Annotated in this window: 15 protein-coding genes; 10 read left to right on the forward strand and 5 right to left on the reverse strand. The window is 66.9% G+C overall.

The genetic code is table 11. The features are described 5' to 3' along the window. The first annotated feature begins 2 nt into the window (after nucleotides 1-2). The 9 genes from KAY22_RS02315 (at nucleotide 3) to KAY22_RS02355 (ending at nucleotide 8,510) form a co-directional block, all read left to right on the forward strand. Complete coding sequence (locus tag KAY22_RS02315) at nucleotides 3-746, forward strand: VirB8/TrbF family protein (RefSeq protein ID WP_296619516.1); 744 nt, start codon at nucleotides 3-5, stop codon at nucleotides 744-746. Continuing rightward, on the forward strand, nucleotides 743-1,927 hold the full coding sequence (locus KAY22_RS02320) for a TrbG/VirB9 family P-type conjugative transfer protein (protein ID WP_296619520.1): 1,185 nt from the start codon (nucleotides 743-745) through the stop codon (nucleotides 1,925-1,927). The genes KAY22_RS02315 and KAY22_RS02320 overlap by 4 nt, the downstream gene beginning before the upstream one ends. Next, nucleotides 1,924-3,477, forward strand: a complete 1,554-nt coding sequence (locus KAY22_RS02325) for a TrbI/VirB10 family protein (protein WP_296619523.1) — start codon at nucleotides 1,924-1,926, stop codon at nucleotides 3,475-3,477. The genes KAY22_RS02320 and KAY22_RS02325 overlap by 4 nt, the downstream gene beginning before the upstream one ends. Then, nucleotides 3,477-4,664 (forward strand): ATPase, T2SS/T4P/T4SS family, encoded by a 1,188-nt coding sequence (locus tag KAY22_RS02330; RefSeq protein ID WP_296619525.1) that lies wholly within the window; start codon nucleotides 3,477-3,479, stop codon nucleotides 4,662-4,664. The genes KAY22_RS02325 and KAY22_RS02330 overlap by 1 nt, the downstream gene beginning before the upstream one ends. Nucleotides 4,665-4,721: 57 nt before the next feature. Continuing rightward, complete coding sequence (locus tag KAY22_RS02335; RefSeq protein WP_296619527.1) at nucleotides 4,722-5,045, forward strand: hypothetical protein; 324 nt, start codon at nucleotides 4,722-4,724, stop codon at nucleotides 5,043-5,045. 64 nt (nucleotides 5,046-5,109) lie between these two features. After that, on the forward strand, nucleotides 5,110-6,399 hold the full coding sequence (locus KAY22_RS02340) for a helicase HerA-like domain-containing protein (protein WP_296619529.1): 1,290 nt from the start codon (nucleotides 5,110-5,112) through the stop codon (nucleotides 6,397-6,399). Between the two features lie 13 nt (nucleotides 6,400-6,412). Then, nucleotides 6,413-6,790 carry a hypothetical protein gene (locus tag KAY22_RS02345; protein ID WP_296619532.1) on the forward strand — a complete coding sequence of 126 codons (378 nt, stop codon included), beginning with the start codon at nucleotides 6,413-6,415 and terminating at the stop codon, nucleotides 6,788-6,790. 74 nt (nucleotides 6,791-6,864) lie between these two features. Further along, on the forward strand, nucleotides 6,865-7,866 hold the full coding sequence (locus KAY22_RS02350) for a zincin-like metallopeptidase domain-containing protein (RefSeq protein WP_296619534.1): 1,002 nt from the start codon (nucleotides 6,865-6,867) through the stop codon (nucleotides 7,864-7,866). 11 nt (nucleotides 7,867-7,877) lie between these two features. Next, nucleotides 7,878-8,510, forward strand: a complete 633-nt coding sequence (locus KAY22_RS02355; RefSeq protein WP_296619550.1) for a prepilin peptidase — start codon at nucleotides 7,878-7,880, stop codon at nucleotides 8,508-8,510. Here the strand turns inward: KAY22_RS02355 and KAY22_RS02360 are convergent. Continuing rightward, a complete protein-coding gene (locus KAY22_RS02360) occupies nucleotides 8,494-9,447 on the reverse strand; it encodes a DMT family transporter (protein ID WP_296619538.1) in 954 nt (317 codons plus the stop codon). The two genes, KAY22_RS02355 and KAY22_RS02360, sit on opposite strands and share 17 nt — an antisense overlap. 125 nt (nucleotides 9,448-9,572) lie before the next feature. Between KAY22_RS02360 and KAY22_RS02365 the strand changes: the two genes are divergently transcribed. Then, on the forward strand, nucleotides 9,573-10,073 hold the full coding sequence (locus KAY22_RS02365) for a hypothetical protein (protein WP_296619540.1): 501 nt from the start codon (nucleotides 9,573-9,575) through the stop codon (nucleotides 10,071-10,073). 28 nt (nucleotides 10,074-10,101) lie between these two features. Here the strand turns inward: KAY22_RS02365 and KAY22_RS02370 are convergent, their stop codons facing one another. The 4 genes from KAY22_RS02370 to KAY22_RS02385 all read right to left on the reverse strand — a co-directional run bounded on the left by KAY22_RS02370 (nucleotide 10,102) and on the right by KAY22_RS02385 (nucleotide 15,233). After that, on the reverse strand, nucleotides 10,102-10,857 hold the full coding sequence (locus KAY22_RS02370; protein WP_296619542.1) for a hypothetical protein: 756 nt from the start codon (nucleotides 10,855-10,857) through the stop codon (nucleotides 10,102-10,104). A 365-nt stretch (nucleotides 10,858-11,222) separates the two neighbouring features. Continuing rightward, nucleotides 11,223-11,954 (reverse strand): hypothetical protein, encoded by a 732-nt coding sequence (locus tag KAY22_RS02375; protein WP_296619544.1) that lies wholly within the window; start codon nucleotides 11,952-11,954, stop codon nucleotides 11,223-11,225. Nucleotides 11,955-11,977: 23 nt separating this feature from the next. After that, nucleotides 11,978-14,608, reverse strand: coding sequence for a type IV secretory system conjugative DNA transfer family protein (locus KAY22_RS02380; protein WP_296619552.1), 2,631 nt, complete (start codon nucleotides 14,606-14,608; stop codon nucleotides 11,978-11,980). Between the two features lie 10 nt (nucleotides 14,609-14,618). Next, a complete protein-coding gene (locus KAY22_RS02385; protein WP_296619546.1) occupies nucleotides 14,619-15,233 on the reverse strand; it encodes a hypothetical protein in 615 nt (204 codons plus the stop codon). Nucleotides 15,234-15,345: the final 112 nt, after the last annotated feature.

Raw genomic sequence — 15,345 nt, forward strand, 5'->3', positions numbered from 1 at the left:
GCATGACGATCTTCGAGAACCTGGCGCATCGGATCGGGGGCAGCCGTCAGCAGGCCCAGGCCGTCGCGATCGAGGACGAGGTTTTGCCCGTCGAACGGACGTTCCCTAGGCGCCTGAAAGTCGGGCCGTCGGACAGGGCCGGCATCTGGGCGGCGAAGGTATTCGCGGTGATTGCCGGCCTCTCGTTCTGCCTCAACCTGCTCCAGGCCTCGATCATCCACGAACTCGTGCCGCTCCGGCAGGTGATTCCGTTGATGCTCAGCGTGCACCCGAAGTCGGAGCAGGTCATCGCCGTGGAAGCGCTCACCGAGAGGTCGACCGCGCTGAAGGTCATGACCCGCTACTGGGTGCGCGAGTGGGTGGAAAAAAGGAACGAGCTGCAGCCCGACGGGGCCCAACAGGCGCGCATCGTCGACTGGATCGCGCGGCGCTCCACACCTGAGGTTATCCGTTCCTATCGGGAGCAGGCCGAGGAGGCGATGCAGGAGGCGCGGCAGCGGAAAATCCAACGCCGCACGATCGCGGACCCTGCATCGGTGACGGAACAGGGCCCCGACTTCTGGCTCGTCGATTTCGTCACCGTCCAGTACGACCAGCAAGGCCGAGAACTCAAACGCGAAAGCTGGCGGGCGAGCCTGAGGATCACGTTCGTTCAGGCCTCGCTCAACCAGGTCGACCTGCAGGACCTCGACCTCACCAACCCGTGGGGCTTCACTGTCACTCACTACGTGCGGAACCAGCTATGAGGTGCGGAAACTCGGCGAGACGGCTCGCTGCCGCGGTCCTTGCCGCCGCCTTTGCCTTGGTCGGGCTGGACGCCGGCACCGGGCGCGCGCAGCCTCTACCACCCGACTTCGGCGGGCCGCGTTCGCCCGGCGCCGCGCCGATCACCGGCGTCGCGCCGGCGGGTGGTGGGCAGCCGGCGCGCGCGACGCCGCCAGCGGCGGCGCCAGGCACGGCCGCAGCGCCGCCGCCTGGCTCGGTGCTGAACGATCTCCAGGGCAGTCCGCGCAGGCTCGATCGCACCGGTGCCCAGGCGGCGCCGATCGCATTGCCGGGTGGCGCTGATCCGAGGGCGGGAGCCACCCAGCCGGCGCAGCTTCGGGACGACCCGACCGCTTCGCTCGACATGATCCAGCGTGCCTGGGCGACGCCGGTCGCGGCACCCGGACAGGTCGGACCCGGGGTGAAGCGGGTCGGCTACGAGCGCGATGCACCGATCAAGATTCGCGCCCGCAGGTACATGACGACCACCGTCATGCTCCCGGGCTGCGAACGCATCGACGATGTCGTCGTCGGCGATAGCAACGCCTTTCGCGTGGCTCAGCCCTGGTCGAACCGGGTGACCGTGGCGCCGGAATATGTCGGCGTCGATTCGAACATGACGATCGTGACGGCCAGCGGAACCGTGTACGATTTCTACCTCCTCTCGGTCGACTTTCAGGATGCCCAGCTTCCGGACCTCCGCGTCGAGGTCGAGGCTCCCGGGGTCTGCAGGGGCGGCGCGGGAGGCTCTCGGCGGTCCGGCGCGGAGGCCGCGGCCGACTTTGCCCGCCGCGTGCCGACCGATCCCTCGCGGTATCGCTGGGATGGATTCTCGATCTGGGTGCGCGACGATGCATCCAGAGAGATCGCGCCCGACCGCGTCTTCTCGGACGGCGTCTGGACGATGCTCGACTTCGGCGAGCGCGGCGATCGGATTTCCATTCCCGCCGCCTTCCTGGTGGTCGACGATGTCGACATGCCCGTCAACACGCGAACGACCGGCGATCGCGGCCAAGTCCTCGTGGTGGAAGCCGTCGGGGACATTACGCTGAAATCGGGAGCGAAGGTCGTATGCATCCGTGATGCGCGCCCGGGCGTGGCCTCGCGCGCCGCAGTCGTCGACACGGATCTCGGCAGGGGAACGCCGAGGTTCGCGCCTTGAGCGACGACGCGGGTGGCGGGGCGAAGACCGCGCTCAAATGGGTCGCGCTGGGCCTGCTGCTGGTCGCGACCGCGGTGCTGGGCATCGTCGTCTTCACAAGGAAGCCGCCGGAGCAACCGCCCGCGCCGCTCGCGCCGCGGCTGGAGAAGGACACCCTGGTCGACCAGCCGCCGAAGCGGCCCGGGCGGATCGAAGCCCGGCCGGCGGCGGTCGACTTCGCGACCTCGCTCAACGCCGCGCGGCGGGCTGTCATCGATTTCGAGAATGTCGGCGATGAGGTCGTCATGCTCGGCGGGCCGCCAAGGCTGGTCGGAGAAGTAGGGTTTTTCACGCTGGGACAGCACGACTGCCGCGACCGGCTCAATGCCGGTGCTAGATGCAGCGCGACGATCGAGCTCCGCGCCGACGTCGCGGGCCGGGCCAACGGCGGGATCGTGCTCCCGGTCCAGGGCGATCCGTCGCTGGCGGTCCAGGTCGCGCTGGCCGCCACCGTCGCCGACCCTCCCCCGGCGCCGGTGCCGCCGACGATCATGGCCCCGGCTCCGGCCGCGACGGGCCAGCCGCCAGCGCTCGACCAGGCGCCTGCCGACCCGATCCAGGCGATGAAGGTCGAACGCGATCGCCGTGCCGGCGCGGCGCTCAGCGGTCGAAATGCGGATAATGCCCGGTGGATCACTAATCAGGACGCGATCATGCGTCGTGATGCCGGGGCGCGGTCCAGCGCAAGCAGCGTGGACTACGGTGCCGGAACCCCGAAACGGCTTTCTTCGCTGCCGGTCGACCGCGAACGCGTCATCACCGGGGACGCGTTCATCGAGGCGACACTGGAAGGAGCGATCGACAGCCAGATCGGCGGCCGGGCGACTGCCGTCGTCGGCAGGAACGTCTATGGCCGCAGCGGACGGCTGGTGGTGATTCCCGGCGGGTCGCGCCTTGTGGGCCGCTATCAGCCCCTGCAGGCGCAGGGCGAGACCAGGCTTCCGATTCAGTGGGAACGTGTCATTCGCCCGGACGGCGTGCAGATCGTCATCAAGGATCCGAATGCCGACATGATGGGCCGGGCCGGAACGCCGGGCGATGTCGATGACCGGACCTGGGAGCGGCTCGGCCTGGCGCTCACCACCTCCGTGGTGACTGGCCTTGTGCAGGGCTTCGCCACACTCTCCCAGCAGCAATCCACGCTCTACGGCTATCCCGGGATGGGCGTGGTCCAGCAGGACACCACATCGGCCGCCAAGGTTGCCGCAGCCAATTCCGTCAGTCAGAACCTCGGCCAGACGATCAACGAGATCGCGAGGGAGAAGCTGAAGATCCGCCCAATCATCCAGATTCCTCAGGGAACCAAGATCATCGTGACGCCGATGGAGGATCTGTGGCTGCGCCGGATTGACGAGCTCGACGAGGATAGTCCACTCGAACTTACGCCGGTACCGGTTGCCGGCAGAGAACCACGCACCGGGCCCGCACAACCGGCCCCTGTGGGCCCGGGCCGCGCGATCAACCCAGCTGGCCCACAGACGCCGGCTGCCGTGCCGCGGTCGGTACCGTAATGAACCCGATCGCCAGCAACGAGCGGGTCCTGGCGGAACGCCATGCGCTATTCGAGGCGCTTGCCAGGCCGCTTCTGCCGCACCTCAACGATCGGGCAGATCGGGTAATCGAGATCGTCATCAACGAGCCTGGCGTGCTGCTCGTCGAGACCGAGGCCGACAACGGCAGCGCCGGCTGGAGACCGGTGAAGGCGCCGGAGATCACCCGCGACTGGATAGAGGCTTTCGCGGTCGGCATGGGGCAGCTCACGGAACGCCGGTTCACCGCGAGGCGGCCGGTCCTCGGCTGCTCCCTGCCCGGCGGCCATCGTCTTCAAGTCATGACCGGGGCGAACGTGACGACCGGGGTCGCGATCGCGATCCGGGTCAAGCGCCGAAAGAAGCGCGATCTCGCCTCCTTCGGGCTCAGCGAAGCGGATATCGCCCGGATCGGCAGCGCAATGCGTCATGGGGCCACCATCATGATCCTCGGCGGCACAGGCGCCGGCAAGACGACGCTGATGAACCTGATCATCAAGGAGTTCTTTCCGCGCCATCTGAGGCCGATCATCCTCGAGGACGTCGAGGAGATCGATATCCCGCCGGATCTCCGGAACTATGTCCATATCCTGCTGTCGCGCTGGGCCTCCGACAGCGAGCTGACCTACGAGATCGTCCTCGATTCCGTCCTGCGGTTGAGGCCGGACCAGTTGTTCTGCGGCGAGCTGTCGATTCACAACGCCGCCGCCATGTACCGCGTGCTCAACACCGGGCACAAGGGCCTGACGCTCACCGCCCACGCAAACAGCGGCATGGAAGGCCTCGAAGCTTGGCGGCGAAACTACGAGCTCGCCACCGGCCGCGATGCCGAGGCGATCATCCCCTATCTCGTACGCACGATCGACCTGGTCGTCCATGTTTCGCGTGGTCACGACAACAAGCGAACGACCGTCGTCGAAATCCCGCGGGAAATGAACTGGCGGGCAATCCTCGGCCATGGACGACAGGAGCCTGGCTTCGAGGCAACGCCGGCGCCCCTTCCGGCGCAGCACTGGTGGTCGACCATGCTCGGCCTGAACGGCAGCGAGGGCGCCTCCCTGGTGCGGCGCATTTGCGATCTCAGGATCGAGGCGGCCGACGACGACGTCTCGCGCGAAATCTTGCGCGGTGCCGCGGCGGCGGCGCTGCAGCACATCGGAAGCCACTGAGGCGCGGGGGTTTAGGCGATGCAGGGCCTATCGGGGGAACGCAGCTGGTCGGCGGGCATGACCGTCACGAGGGTCCTGCTCTGGCCGGTCGTCGTCGTGTCGATCGCAGCGTTGCTGCCGGCGGCGTCGACCTTGCCGGGGTCGCCGGTCGCCATCGTGCCGCTCGACCGGTTCAGCCTAATCTTCCTTGCCTTTTGCGGCCTTGTAGCCGGTGCGGCCATCGAGGGCCTGCTGATCGCGCTCGGCATGGTCAGGGCGCTGGAGCGGCTCGCGTGGTCGGCTGCCGAGGAAAGCGACGACCGCGGCTTCACCGGGGCCGCCGCGCCGTATCGCGGCGGTGAGTTCATCGGCGCTGGAGGCGCTAGACATGGCAGAGGCTAGGCATCAGGCGGAGCGATCGATCCGCACTTCACCGCGGTTCCGGATTCCGTTCGGCGCAGCGACGATGCGGACGGGCGCGCGCGCCGGACAGAAGATCGAGTTTGCGCTCGACAGCACGACATCGATGAACGGCCATCTGATCCTCGCGGGCTCGTCGGGCTCGGGCAAATCGCACCAGCTGCGCAGGATAGTCGACGCGCTTGGCCATGCCGGCGTGCGGGTTCATCTGATTGACCCGCATGGCGACCTGCAGGTGTCCGCCGGCTTGACGGACAGCCGGGTGTTCTCTGAAGCGACGCAGGCCGGCCTCAACCCACTGGAGGTGGCATCGGATCCTGACCATGGCGGCCCGCGACGCGCGGCAGTGAATTTTGTCTCGCTGATGCTGCGGCAAGCGACGCTCGGCGAAAAGCAGCGGTCCGCGTTGCTCCGGCTGTTGATGGACATGTACGCGAGATACGGCTTCGAGCCGGGCAACGCGCGGAGCTGGTCGCTCGATTTCGACCCCAGGGGATGGGCCAAGAACCCGAAGCGGCAGCCCGTGCTCTCCGATCTGAAGCGCGACGTCCATCAGAAACTCGTGCAGCTCAAGATCGGCGTGCCCGGTTCGGCCGCCCGGGCGCTGGAGGAGGTGTGCAAGCTGGCAAAGAAGCACTCCACCCTCAAGATGAGGAACATCCGCGGTGACGACGTAGAACAAGCGCTGGCAGCCGCCAAGGAGAAGTTCGTCGAGAGGATCAGCGAAGCGGTCAACAGGATGGAGACCGGGGCCGAGATCGAGGAACTCATCGCCTGGGACAGCTTCGATGTCGTCAAGGGTTTGTATGATCGGCTGGAGTCGCTCGAGGGATCGGGGCTGTTCAAAGGCGAGGCGCCGGCATTCGACGTCGACCGGCCGGTATGGCGCTACAACATCAGCGCCATCGCTCGCAACGAGCAGCAGTTTTTCGTCGAGTGCCTGCTTGGCAAGCTCTTCGCGGAGGCCAAGGCCCGGGGCGAGGCGAACGGGCCCGATACAGCGATAGTGCTCGACGAGGCGTCCGCCTTCATCGACAGCGACGACGAGCACATCCTGAACATCCTGTTCAGGGAAGCCCGCAAGTTCGGCGTGATGGTGATCCTCGCCGCGCAGGAGATCTCCACGTTCCCGCAGGCCATCATCTCGTCGGCTGCATCGAAGATGATCCTCGGGGTCGACGAAATGTATCACGCGGCGCTCGAGCGGCGACTGGCGCTGCCCAAGGGCAAACTCCGCTTCATCCGCCCGCACCGAACCGCCTTGGTGCAGTCGCGCCGACGGTCAGGCGACGAGGTCGAGCTGGCGGGTTTTTTTGAAGTCGACGTGATCGGCTGAAGGAGGGCCGGGAATGATGACGAAGAGCCATCTGGTGCTGCGGCTGCTGGCGCTGGCCACCACGCTGGCCTGGTCCCCCCCGGCGACCGCCGAGAGCAAGCCCGCCGCGGTCGACCCGGCCACCACGGTCGCCGGCGGCCAACCGAAGGCGGTTTCCCAGGATCAGTCCGAAAAGCCGAAGGCAGGCGAGGCGGTCCCATCAGCGGCGGCAGCCTCCGTCCTGTGCTACCGGCAGGTCTGGTTCGGCCCCGCGGTCGTTTCCGTGGGCGAAGAGCAGATGCTCGTACCGACCGGAAGCATGGCAGCCAAGATGCTGATGAGCGACGGGAGCGAGCAAACGATGTATTTCGGCGCCGCGATCAGGGTGGCCGCCTGCAAGGGCGGCGGCTGAGCGATGCGGGGCCACGACCTCGCCGGCGATCTGCGAGCCCCGGAGTTTGGCGTCATCGCGCGGGCCGCCTGGCGGTGAGCGCGCTGGTGCATGACCTGGTTGCCGTCGACGACGGCTACGACCAGATCGCCCAGGAGATCCTGGCCGGTGCCGGCCAGGGACCAAATGGGGTCTGGCGCATGCCTTGGCACGCGCTCGAAGGCGGGCTACCGGAGAATGCCTTCAGCGGCCGGCGCTTCCGGACCAGCAACTTGCTGACCCTCTCGGTCGCCTCCAAGAAGCGCGGGTTCAAGGCGAGCCTGTGGGCGCCGGCCGAACAGTGGGAGCGCAAGCGCGGCAAGGTTCGCGCGGGCGAGACCGGCACCGTGATCCTGGTTCCGGTGTTCGACGAAGCCGCGCCGCCGGCGCGCTGGAAGCCCGGCAGTTCGAACGCCCCTCGACACGGCGGCCAGCTCGGAGGCGACCCCGAGGGAGGCGAGGTCAGGCCGTTGCTGGGGTTCGAGCGGCAGCCATGGTTCAACATCGCGCAAATCGAAGGAGCCGACATCCGGCCGCCCGCGCCGGCAAGCCCGAGCGATGCGGCGCGCGATTTGCTTCAGCTGCTCACGAACTGGCGGACGTCGAAGACCGGCCGCCGGGGCCCGGCACTTGCCCATGGCGGTCACCAGGCATTCTGGGATCCGGCCTACGATCGCATCACGAGCCCCGCCCAGGCTGCCTATGGCGACTATGACGGGCTATCCGGCCACGAGTACTACGCCGGCGTGATGGCCCACGAGCACATCCATGCGACCGGTTCGAAGAGGCGGCTCGATCGGCCGAGCCTCGCCGGCTATCGGAAGAAGACCGAACGGGCGAAGGAAGAGATGGTCGCGGAGCTCGGTGCCGCGTTTCTTTGCGCGCGGTTCGGGCTGGGGACCGTGCTGCGCCCCGACCATGGGACCTATGTTCGAGGCTGGATGGAATGCCTGGCCCTCAAGGAACAGCGCCGCGTTTTCTTCTGGGCCGCGGGCCAGGCCCAGCGCGCGGCGGATTTCATCCTGCAGAACGGTGCGCCCTCGACGGTCCAGAGATGACGTCCGTGGCGATGGCGATGCTGGCTTGGCATGCCGGTCTCGGGGGCTTGGCGACCCTCGCCGTGTCGCGGGCAGGTTATGCGGCCGGCAATATTGGGAAGCACTGGGTGAGCGACGTGGCGGCTCTGGGCCTGGCCGGCTGTCTCGCCGGAATCCTGGTCCACCTCCGCTTCGAGGATGAGGCCGACCGGGTGATGGCGCTTATTCTCGCCGCGGCCCTGGCCACGCTCGCGCGCGTGGATTGCCGGGCCTTCAGGCTTCCGGATCAACTGACCCTTCCGCTTGCCGCTCTTGGTCTCCTGGCAGCGTCCCTGAAAAACCCAGAGACGTTTCCGTCGGCTGCGGCCGGATGCCTCGTATTCGCTGTCACCTGGCGGTTGGTCGACGTCCTAGCGCCTTCCTCTGCCCTGCCCGGCGGCGATTTCAAGCTGCTGGCCGCCGCGGCCGCCTGGACCGGTCCCGCAGGTGCGGCCGCGGCGCTTGCGGTTGCCTGCGCTATCGCGTGGCTTGTCGGATCGCGCCGGGACCCGCATCGCTGCCGGCGGATCCCGTTCGGCGCCTATCTCGCGCCGACGATCTGGGCGGTCCACCTCTCGATCCCGCCGGACCTGCCCAGCTCGGTACCCCTCAGGCTCTTCGGCTGATTGCAGGTTCACGCCGCCGCGCCGGCTTGAGGGCGACGATCATACCGGCGCAGACGGCCAGTGCGCCGCCTGCCTGAAGCAAGGTCATCGGCTCACCCAGCAGGAGAGCCGCCAGCACGGTGCCCAGCACAGGTAGAGAGGCTGGAAAGAACGCCGCCCGGGCCGGGCCCAGAGACCCGACGGCATGGACATAGAGGATGCCGGCAAGTACGCCGATGACGATCCCCTGGAGTCCCGCCTGCAGCAGAATATCGACCAGCGGAAGCCGATCGAACAGGCTCATCCCGGTTGTCGCCAGATAAGGTGGAAGCCAGATCAGGGCCGACAGGAGGTTGATCGCGGCCGTGCCCTGCAACGCCCCGATCTTCCAGCGCCTGACCAGGATCATGAATATCGCGTACTGCAGCCCCGAACCCGCGAGCAGCAGGTCGCCGATCCTTACTGCGGGATCCCCGTGGGCGATACCGCCGCCGGCAACCAGCACCAAGCCGGCCAGCACGGCCGCCATGCCGGCGAGGACCGGAGCCCGAAGAGGCTCGCCGAGGAAAACGGCCGACAGGACCACACCGGCCACCATCATCGCACCAGGATTGAGCACCGCGCCGTGGCCGGCCGGGGCGAGCGCCAGGCCGGCGAAGCCGATAGCCGTGTAGGGTGCGCCGGCGAATACCACCAGAGCCAGCCCCCGGCGCCAGCCGATGCCTCCCAGCTGGGCGACCGATCCGTGGCGCAGGAGCAAAGGCAGGGTGGCGACGGCCGCGATGCCATAGCGCAGCGCCACCAGGTCGGCCGGGCTGAAACCCAGCCCCGCGGCATGCCGGCCGGCGATATAGTTGCCCGCGAAGAGCACCATCGCCACCAGTGCCCCAGCATACGGAATGGGGTCGCGGAACGCTTTCTGACCGGGATGGGGCAGCTGGGCGGGCTCGGCGGTCATGCGGACAGCGACTCCGGTGCTTGACTAGGATAGAAGGATGGGCCGAGGATCGATGGTTGTCGATAGGGCGGTCTGCTTCTGGTCAAGGGTCTCAAGGCCGGCCTGCTCGGAAATGGGGAAATGCGATGGTCTCTTGCTTCGCGCGGGCCAGACTGGACGACATCAGCGACCCGCATCTCGTCGAGGTCCTGAAGATCTGGTCCGCCATCGGCGGCCGTGAATGGACCGAGTTTTCACAGGTCGAGGAGAAGCTGCTGCGAAACGACGTGCTGCTCGGCAACACGGGCACGCTTCTCATCGCCGACCCCGATGCGGTCGACAACCTGAAGGCCTGGTGCCTTGCCGCCAGCGGCTGGCGTTTCCCCGTCGCGGTGTTCCAGGGCTTCAATCCGCTGGGGATGCGGGTTCAGGACATCCCCGACAGTGCCTATGTCGAGGCCGCCGCGGCCGCGCTGGCCGAGGCAATCGAGGCCGGGGTCCCGGTGATGCACCGGTTCTCGGGCTTGATCGAGGGCAAGCGGTTCGTCTACGAGCGTATCGCGCTGCCGATGTATCATGCAGGCGTTCCCGACGCCGTTTGCACGATCAGCGCCGGCTACCGCCGGCTGGGCCAGCACGCCAACTGAGGCGCGGGCCCAGCGCGGCGGACAGGTGTCAGCCGACGCCGTCGCTCGAACGAGTCTCGCCGGCACCGGCGACAGTGTCCTCGACGATCCGCATCATGTCGGCGGCAGCGTTCCAGCATAGCAATAGCGGGATGGCCTGACCCTGCCACATCAGCTCGGCCCCTTCCTCGACACCGGCGAAGCGGTAGCTGGTTTCCAGCAACCGGCGCTTTTCGTGCTCCAGGAGCCCGAAGCTGTAGCTGACCTTGTAGTTTCGCAACAACACCGCCTGGGCATAGGCCAGCATCAGAGCGGGCAGCCGCCGGCGCCGAAGGCTCGGATCGACCCATGCTCCCCCGAGCCAGCCCAGGTTTCCCCGAAGCGCCGATGGCCTGGCCGCGCCCTTCCAGGTGACGACGCTTCCACACGGCGCAGCGGCCGAGCCGTCCTCGAGGATTCTGTTGGTGGCGAACAGATCCTCGACGTCGTCCCACGCCCAGACCCGCATCGACAGGGTGGCGAGCAATCCCTGCCCGCGCCGGCCCTTCAGCTGGAGCCAGAACGCGTTATCCGGGCCGAGGCGATTGAAGGCCGGGTCGTACATCGGCAGAGTACGAAACGTCCAATCGTCGGCACGGATCTTGGCGAGCGTATTGCGCCTGACGCCGAAATCGTGCTCGCGAATGATCATCACCTCGAACGATTCAAGCACCTCGAGATAGATCCGGTCGAGAGCCGCATCGAGGGCATGGTCTGTGTCCGCGTAAGCGGCGGGGGTGAACCTTGCGGTTGCTGTGTCAGACATTGGACGGGTCCCTTTCCTGTTCCTCAGGCGCCTGCGCGGCGCTGCGACCAGTAAAACCAGCGTCCACCAATCGGGCGAGTCAGACTTTCCCAAGCAAGCGGCGAAAAGTGGTGCTCAAGACCAGATCATCGGACAACAAGTCCTCGTTCACCCTTGGAAAGAGACCTGCGTGACAGGATGCATTGTCCGGATCGGGCCGGCGACAGCACGAACATAGGCCAAGTTGCTTGCGCCGCTCTAATTCGGCACTGGGCTGAGCTCGGTGGTGTGCCACTCGCTGGACGGTCAGCGTCATTCCGGTCCGGAAAGCAACAGGGAGTTTTCATGCCGGACTTTTCGCTGGCGCGACTTTGCCAAACGAAACCTCAGGGGATCTGGTCTTGCCTGAAGGCGGCGTAAAGCCGCGCCAGGCGAAGCAGTGCCGACCACCGCTCGCCCTCGCCGACGAAGAGGAGATCCTGGAGGGGCTGCCAGATGCGGGCAGGCGCCGATATGCGGCGGAGGTCCACGATGATGCGCCGAAGTTCGTCGTCGACGCGCTCTGCCGCCTGCTCGGCCGCCTCGTCGCCGCCCGCCAGCTGGCGGCCGAGCCGCAGCAGCCGGTCCGCCCGCCGCGCCCGCTCAGCCACATCGAGGTGATGCGATCGAACCTGGGCCGCCCAGTCCTGTCGGTCTGCATCGCTGAGGCATAGTCCTGCCTCGATCAGGATGGCCAGCAACTCGACCGCAGGCCGGTCGTGCTGATGGTGGTCGACGCCGGCACCGACGATCACCCTGGCGACATGGGCGACTTCGGCCGAGCGCCTGGTGTAGAGAGCGCGAAGGGCAGTTGCGGCCGGCAGCAGCGACGAAACGGTTTCTGCGGCCTGGTCCTGCTGGCGAACCGTCGCGTGGGACCACGCGACACGATGTGCCGGCTCGGAAAAGAGCAGGAGCCCGATAGCCTGGCCGTCGCCGGCCAAGGCGACCAGCCGCGCGGCGATGCTGCCGTCGCTGAGGAGGGCGCTGAGGGCGGCCGAGGCGAGCTCATCGGGCAGGACCTGGGCCAGCGAAGCGAGTGCATCGCCTCGCAGCCGCGCGATGGCCGCCGCTTGCATCGGCCCGCTCTCGTTTCGCACTGTCAGGCCCGATCGGCCGAGGCGGCGAGGCGGGCATTTGCCTTTGCCGCGACTTCCGCGAAATCGGCTTGCGGCTTCGCGCTGGCGGTCGCCGGTTGCTGTTCCTCGAGCCGGACGATCGGCCTCGGCTGGGCAAGTTTGCCGGCCCGCTTGCGAAGTTCCGGCATGTCGAACCACGCGGCCGGCCTGCACAGGATATTATGTTCACCGAATCGCACCAGCTGCCAACCCCACTGGTTCTTGCGGGGATCGAGCTTCTGCAAGCGGGTGAGCTGTTCGGCGCGGATCAGGGGTACGCCGGCGAATGACGTATTGACGTTGTGGGAGAAGGGATTGACCCCCTTCCCAAAGCCTTTCTGTTCGCTGCGGTTGCGGGTGATCACCGTCTGATTGCCGATCAGCTCGCTCACCCCTTTCGCCGAATCCATGTCGTTCTGGGCAGGGTAGAGCTTGTAGTGGCAGCTCGCCTTCAGCTCTTTCACCGCGTTTGGACCGTCGCTGCCGTATTTCGATGCGATCTGACCATCAGTCTGGCCGACAAGGAGAAGCATTGCCCACAGGCCGCGCCCCAGGGCCGGAAGCTGCCGGAGGGAATCAGAGCGCTGCAGCGTCCAGAATTCGTCTATCAGCAACAGCACGGGGCGCATGGTGCCCGCCGCCTTGCGCCGCTTGACCTCCTCGTCGTCTTCGGAGAGCAGAATCCCAGCGGCCGCCTCGAGCAGCAGCGACGTCACCCTGCCGAGGCTGTTGGCATCCTTCAACGGGACGACAAGGTAGACGCTGATGGGATCGACCTTCATGCCGGATTTCTTGCCGTTGGGAACACCCCTGAGATCGGTGATCCTGAACGTCGACCGCGACGTTCTCGCCCGGACCGCGGCATTCTTGAAGATGTTGATCGCCCCGCCGGCCGTGCTGATGACCGACCCTCGTTCCCGATCCGGCTTCATGCGGAGGGCATTCAGGTCGTTGATCACGCGAGGCGGGTAGCCGTTGCGGGTAGCCTCTTCAATCGCCGCTTCGAGCAGTTGGGCAGTCATATCAGTATCCGCGTCACCGCCCGTCGGCTCGTTGGCCGATCCCACGTTGTCCTGCCCAAGGTATTTTCCAGCTCCATGGGCATCGCCGTCGGAACCTTCGACCACCGCCTCTTCGCGAGGATCACGAAAGCCACGGCCGCCGGTACATGCATTGAGCCAGTCGAGTATTTTGGGGATGCTCGGTTCGCCATAGTTGACCGGATCATTCTCGGCGCGGGCGATCTCGAATCCCATCATGCCAGCGAGCGCTTCGCGCCCGGTGATCCGCCAGTGCTGTTCGACAGTCTCGGGAATCAGGATCGCCGCCAGGCTTTCCAGGTACTTCTCTCGTTCCGCATAGACCTTGTAGAGGCGATCGATATGGGGTCGCAGCCCAGCGACCGCCAGGTCGACCAGATCCCGAGCCGGCGCGCCGGCATGGGGCAGTCCGTCCCAGAGCTCCTTGCCATGGTCGTCGGACAGGAGCATGGCGGGGCCGGCCGCAAGCATGTCGGCCCAGTCATGCCTCAGCTGCGTGAGCAGCAGCAGCTGGCCCAACGCTGCGCCCCGGTAGGGGCCATAGAGCGGCTCCAGCAACGCGAGAATGGCCCGGCGCAACGCAATGCCCTCCAACCCGTAGGGATAGTTGCTCGGATCCAGCGGGTTCCAGCAATCGAGTTCGGGATCGGTCTCCGCCCATGCCAATTTCACGACCGGCCCGAGCGTTGCACGATGCCGGCTCGTGGTGTTGTAGATCTCGCCCTTGGGGTCGTTGATCAGCATGGACGGGCCGGGAACGGCCGCACGGATCTTAGCGATCGGGATGATACCCAATAGGAAGCGCGTCAGGTGGTCGGGCCAATCCGCCAGGATCTGGGTGACAAGCTGGACGGTTTTGCCGGTCCCCGGCGGGCTGATCAGGATTCCGGACAGCGTTTCCCAGTTGCGCAGGAAGTGGCGCTGGCTGTGACCACGGGACCGCCTCGTCGAATCGACCTGCCCCACGACGGGCACGCGACCGAGGATCATGCCGGTGGGTGCGAACAGCTCCGAGTTCCGAAGCTCGTCTTCCGTGGCCCATTTCGCGTCGCCCTGAGATTTCGGACGCAGTTCGTAGGGACACGCGCGACCGACGAAGGCTGCGAGCGCCATCGGCACCACAAAGACGATCAGGTAGGGCGACAGCCCATACCGGGCGCCGTCGAACTTGATGAACAGCATGTAGATGAACGGGGCCCAACGCGCCGGCCACCCGCTCGCGGTGACCGGGACGGTTCCGGACCACCATTCCCGAAGGCCGAGATAGGGGAAGAACCCGCCATAGTAGCTCGCCGTCTGGCTCCACCAGGCCGCCATGGGCCAGTTGCCGAGGATGACGTTGTCGACAAACATTCGCGCCGGCCAAAGCAGCGTGATGCCGACCAAAGCGGCGAGAGTCATGCACGCGATGGTGATCCACTTCCAAAGCTGCGCCTTGCGCCGCTCGGGCTCCGGATCGTATTCGGCGACCATGCTGCCGAGGAGGCCGTCGACGGCCAGAAACGCGACGTCGGACGCGCCTCGGCGAAGCTTACCGAGCGATGCGGAGATGGCAGAGGCCATTCGGCTGATCATGTCGTTCACCTCACCGTTCGTTAGTGTCCGGGCGGCGCCCCGCGACGTGCCGGGCGGTCTTCTGCCGCGGATCCGCCGAGAGCGGGATCCCGCGCTCGGCGGCAATCCGCTCGATGACCGCCACACCTCGGGCATATTCCCCGGCCAGCAAGGATCCGGTGGGTCCGCGCCGGCGGACAGCTTCCTCCCTGCCGGCGGCGTGACGAGCGACCAGCTCGGCCGGATCAAGGCTCCGGAAGGCGCTCTCGAGCGATTGCGTGACCTTGCGCGCATGGTCGGCGCCGACGAGCCCAGGATCGGGGAGCCGGATCTCGACCAGCGCCGGCGGCTCGGTTCTTTGTTGCGCTGGCATTGGCCCGCGCGACAGGAGGCCGGCTCCCTCGGGACCCTGCACTGATTCGGGATCGTGGCCGGAGCGACGCAAATCCGGATCGAGGCTGCGATCGAGTTGCTCACTGGCGCGATCGAACGCGAGCGCTGTATCTGGCCGGGCCGGCGGCCGCCTGCCTTCCGCAATATCTGCCTCGTCAGCCGTTATCCGATCCTGGTGTGCCCATGCGGCAGCGCGCAGCTCGAGCGCAGCACCTTCGGCCAACGAAGAGGTGCTGCGCACCCGGACGGCCATCCATTTGTCTGCTCTGTCCCTGTTGCCCGCACGGGCGGCACCAGGATCGGATAAGGGGTGGCGCTCGCTGGCCCGATCGATTGCGGCGGTGCTTCGGCCCGCCGCCGTGGCA

The organism is Rhizorhabdus sp. (assembly GCF_018006725.1).
Taxonomy (GTDB): Bacteria; Pseudomonadota; Alphaproteobacteria; order Sphingomonadales; family Sphingomonadaceae; genus Rhizorhabdus.

Excerpts from the sequence above, each read along its gene's own strand:
- KAY22_RS02315 (WP_296619516.1), top strand. The coding sequence starts at position 3 with ATGACGATCTTCGAGAACCTGGCGCATCGGATCGGGGGCAGCCGTCAG.
- KAY22_RS02320 (WP_296619520.1), top strand. The coding sequence starts at position 743 with ATGAGGTGCGGAAACTCGGCGAGACGGCTCGCTGCCGCGGTCCTTGCC.
- KAY22_RS02330 (WP_296619525.1), top strand. The coding sequence starts at position 3,477 with ATGAACCCGATCGCCAGCAACGAGCGGGTCCTGGCGGAACGCCATGCG.
- KAY22_RS02335 (WP_296619527.1), top strand. The coding sequence starts at position 4,722 with ATGACCGTCACGAGGGTCCTGCTCTGGCCGGTCGTCGTCGTGTCGATC.
- KAY22_RS02340 (WP_296619529.1), top strand. The coding sequence starts at position 5,110 with ATGCGGACGGGCGCGCGCGCCGGACAGAAGATCGAGTTTGCGCTCGAC.
- KAY22_RS02345 (WP_296619532.1), top strand. The coding sequence starts at position 6,413 with ATGATGACGAAGAGCCATCTGGTGCTGCGGCTGCTGGCGCTGGCCACC.
- KAY22_RS02355 (WP_296619550.1), top strand. The coding sequence starts at position 7,878 with ATGGCGATGCTGGCTTGGCATGCCGGTCTCGGGGGCTTGGCGACCCTC.
- KAY22_RS02360 (WP_296619538.1), bottom strand. The coding sequence starts at position 9,447 with ATGACCGCCGAGCCCGCCCAGCTGCCCCATCCCGGTCAGAAAGCGTTC.
- KAY22_RS02365 (WP_296619540.1), top strand. The coding sequence starts at position 9,573 with ATGGTCTCTTGCTTCGCGCGGGCCAGACTGGACGACATCAGCGACCCG.
- KAY22_RS02370 (WP_296619542.1), bottom strand. The coding sequence starts at position 10,857 with ATGTCTGACACAGCAACCGCAAGGTTCACCCCCGCCGCTTACGCGGAC.
- KAY22_RS02375 (WP_296619544.1), bottom strand. The coding sequence starts at position 11,954 with ATGCAAGCGGCGGCCATCGCGCGGCTGCGAGGCGATGCACTCGCTTCG.
- KAY22_RS02380 (WP_296619552.1), bottom strand. The coding sequence starts at position 14,608 with ATGATCAGCCGAATGGCCTCTGCCATCTCCGCATCGCTCGGTAAGCTT.
- KAY22_RS02385 (WP_296619546.1), bottom strand. The coding sequence starts at position 15,233 with ATGGCCGTCCGGGTGCGCAGCACCTCTTCGTTGGCCGAAGGTGCTGCG.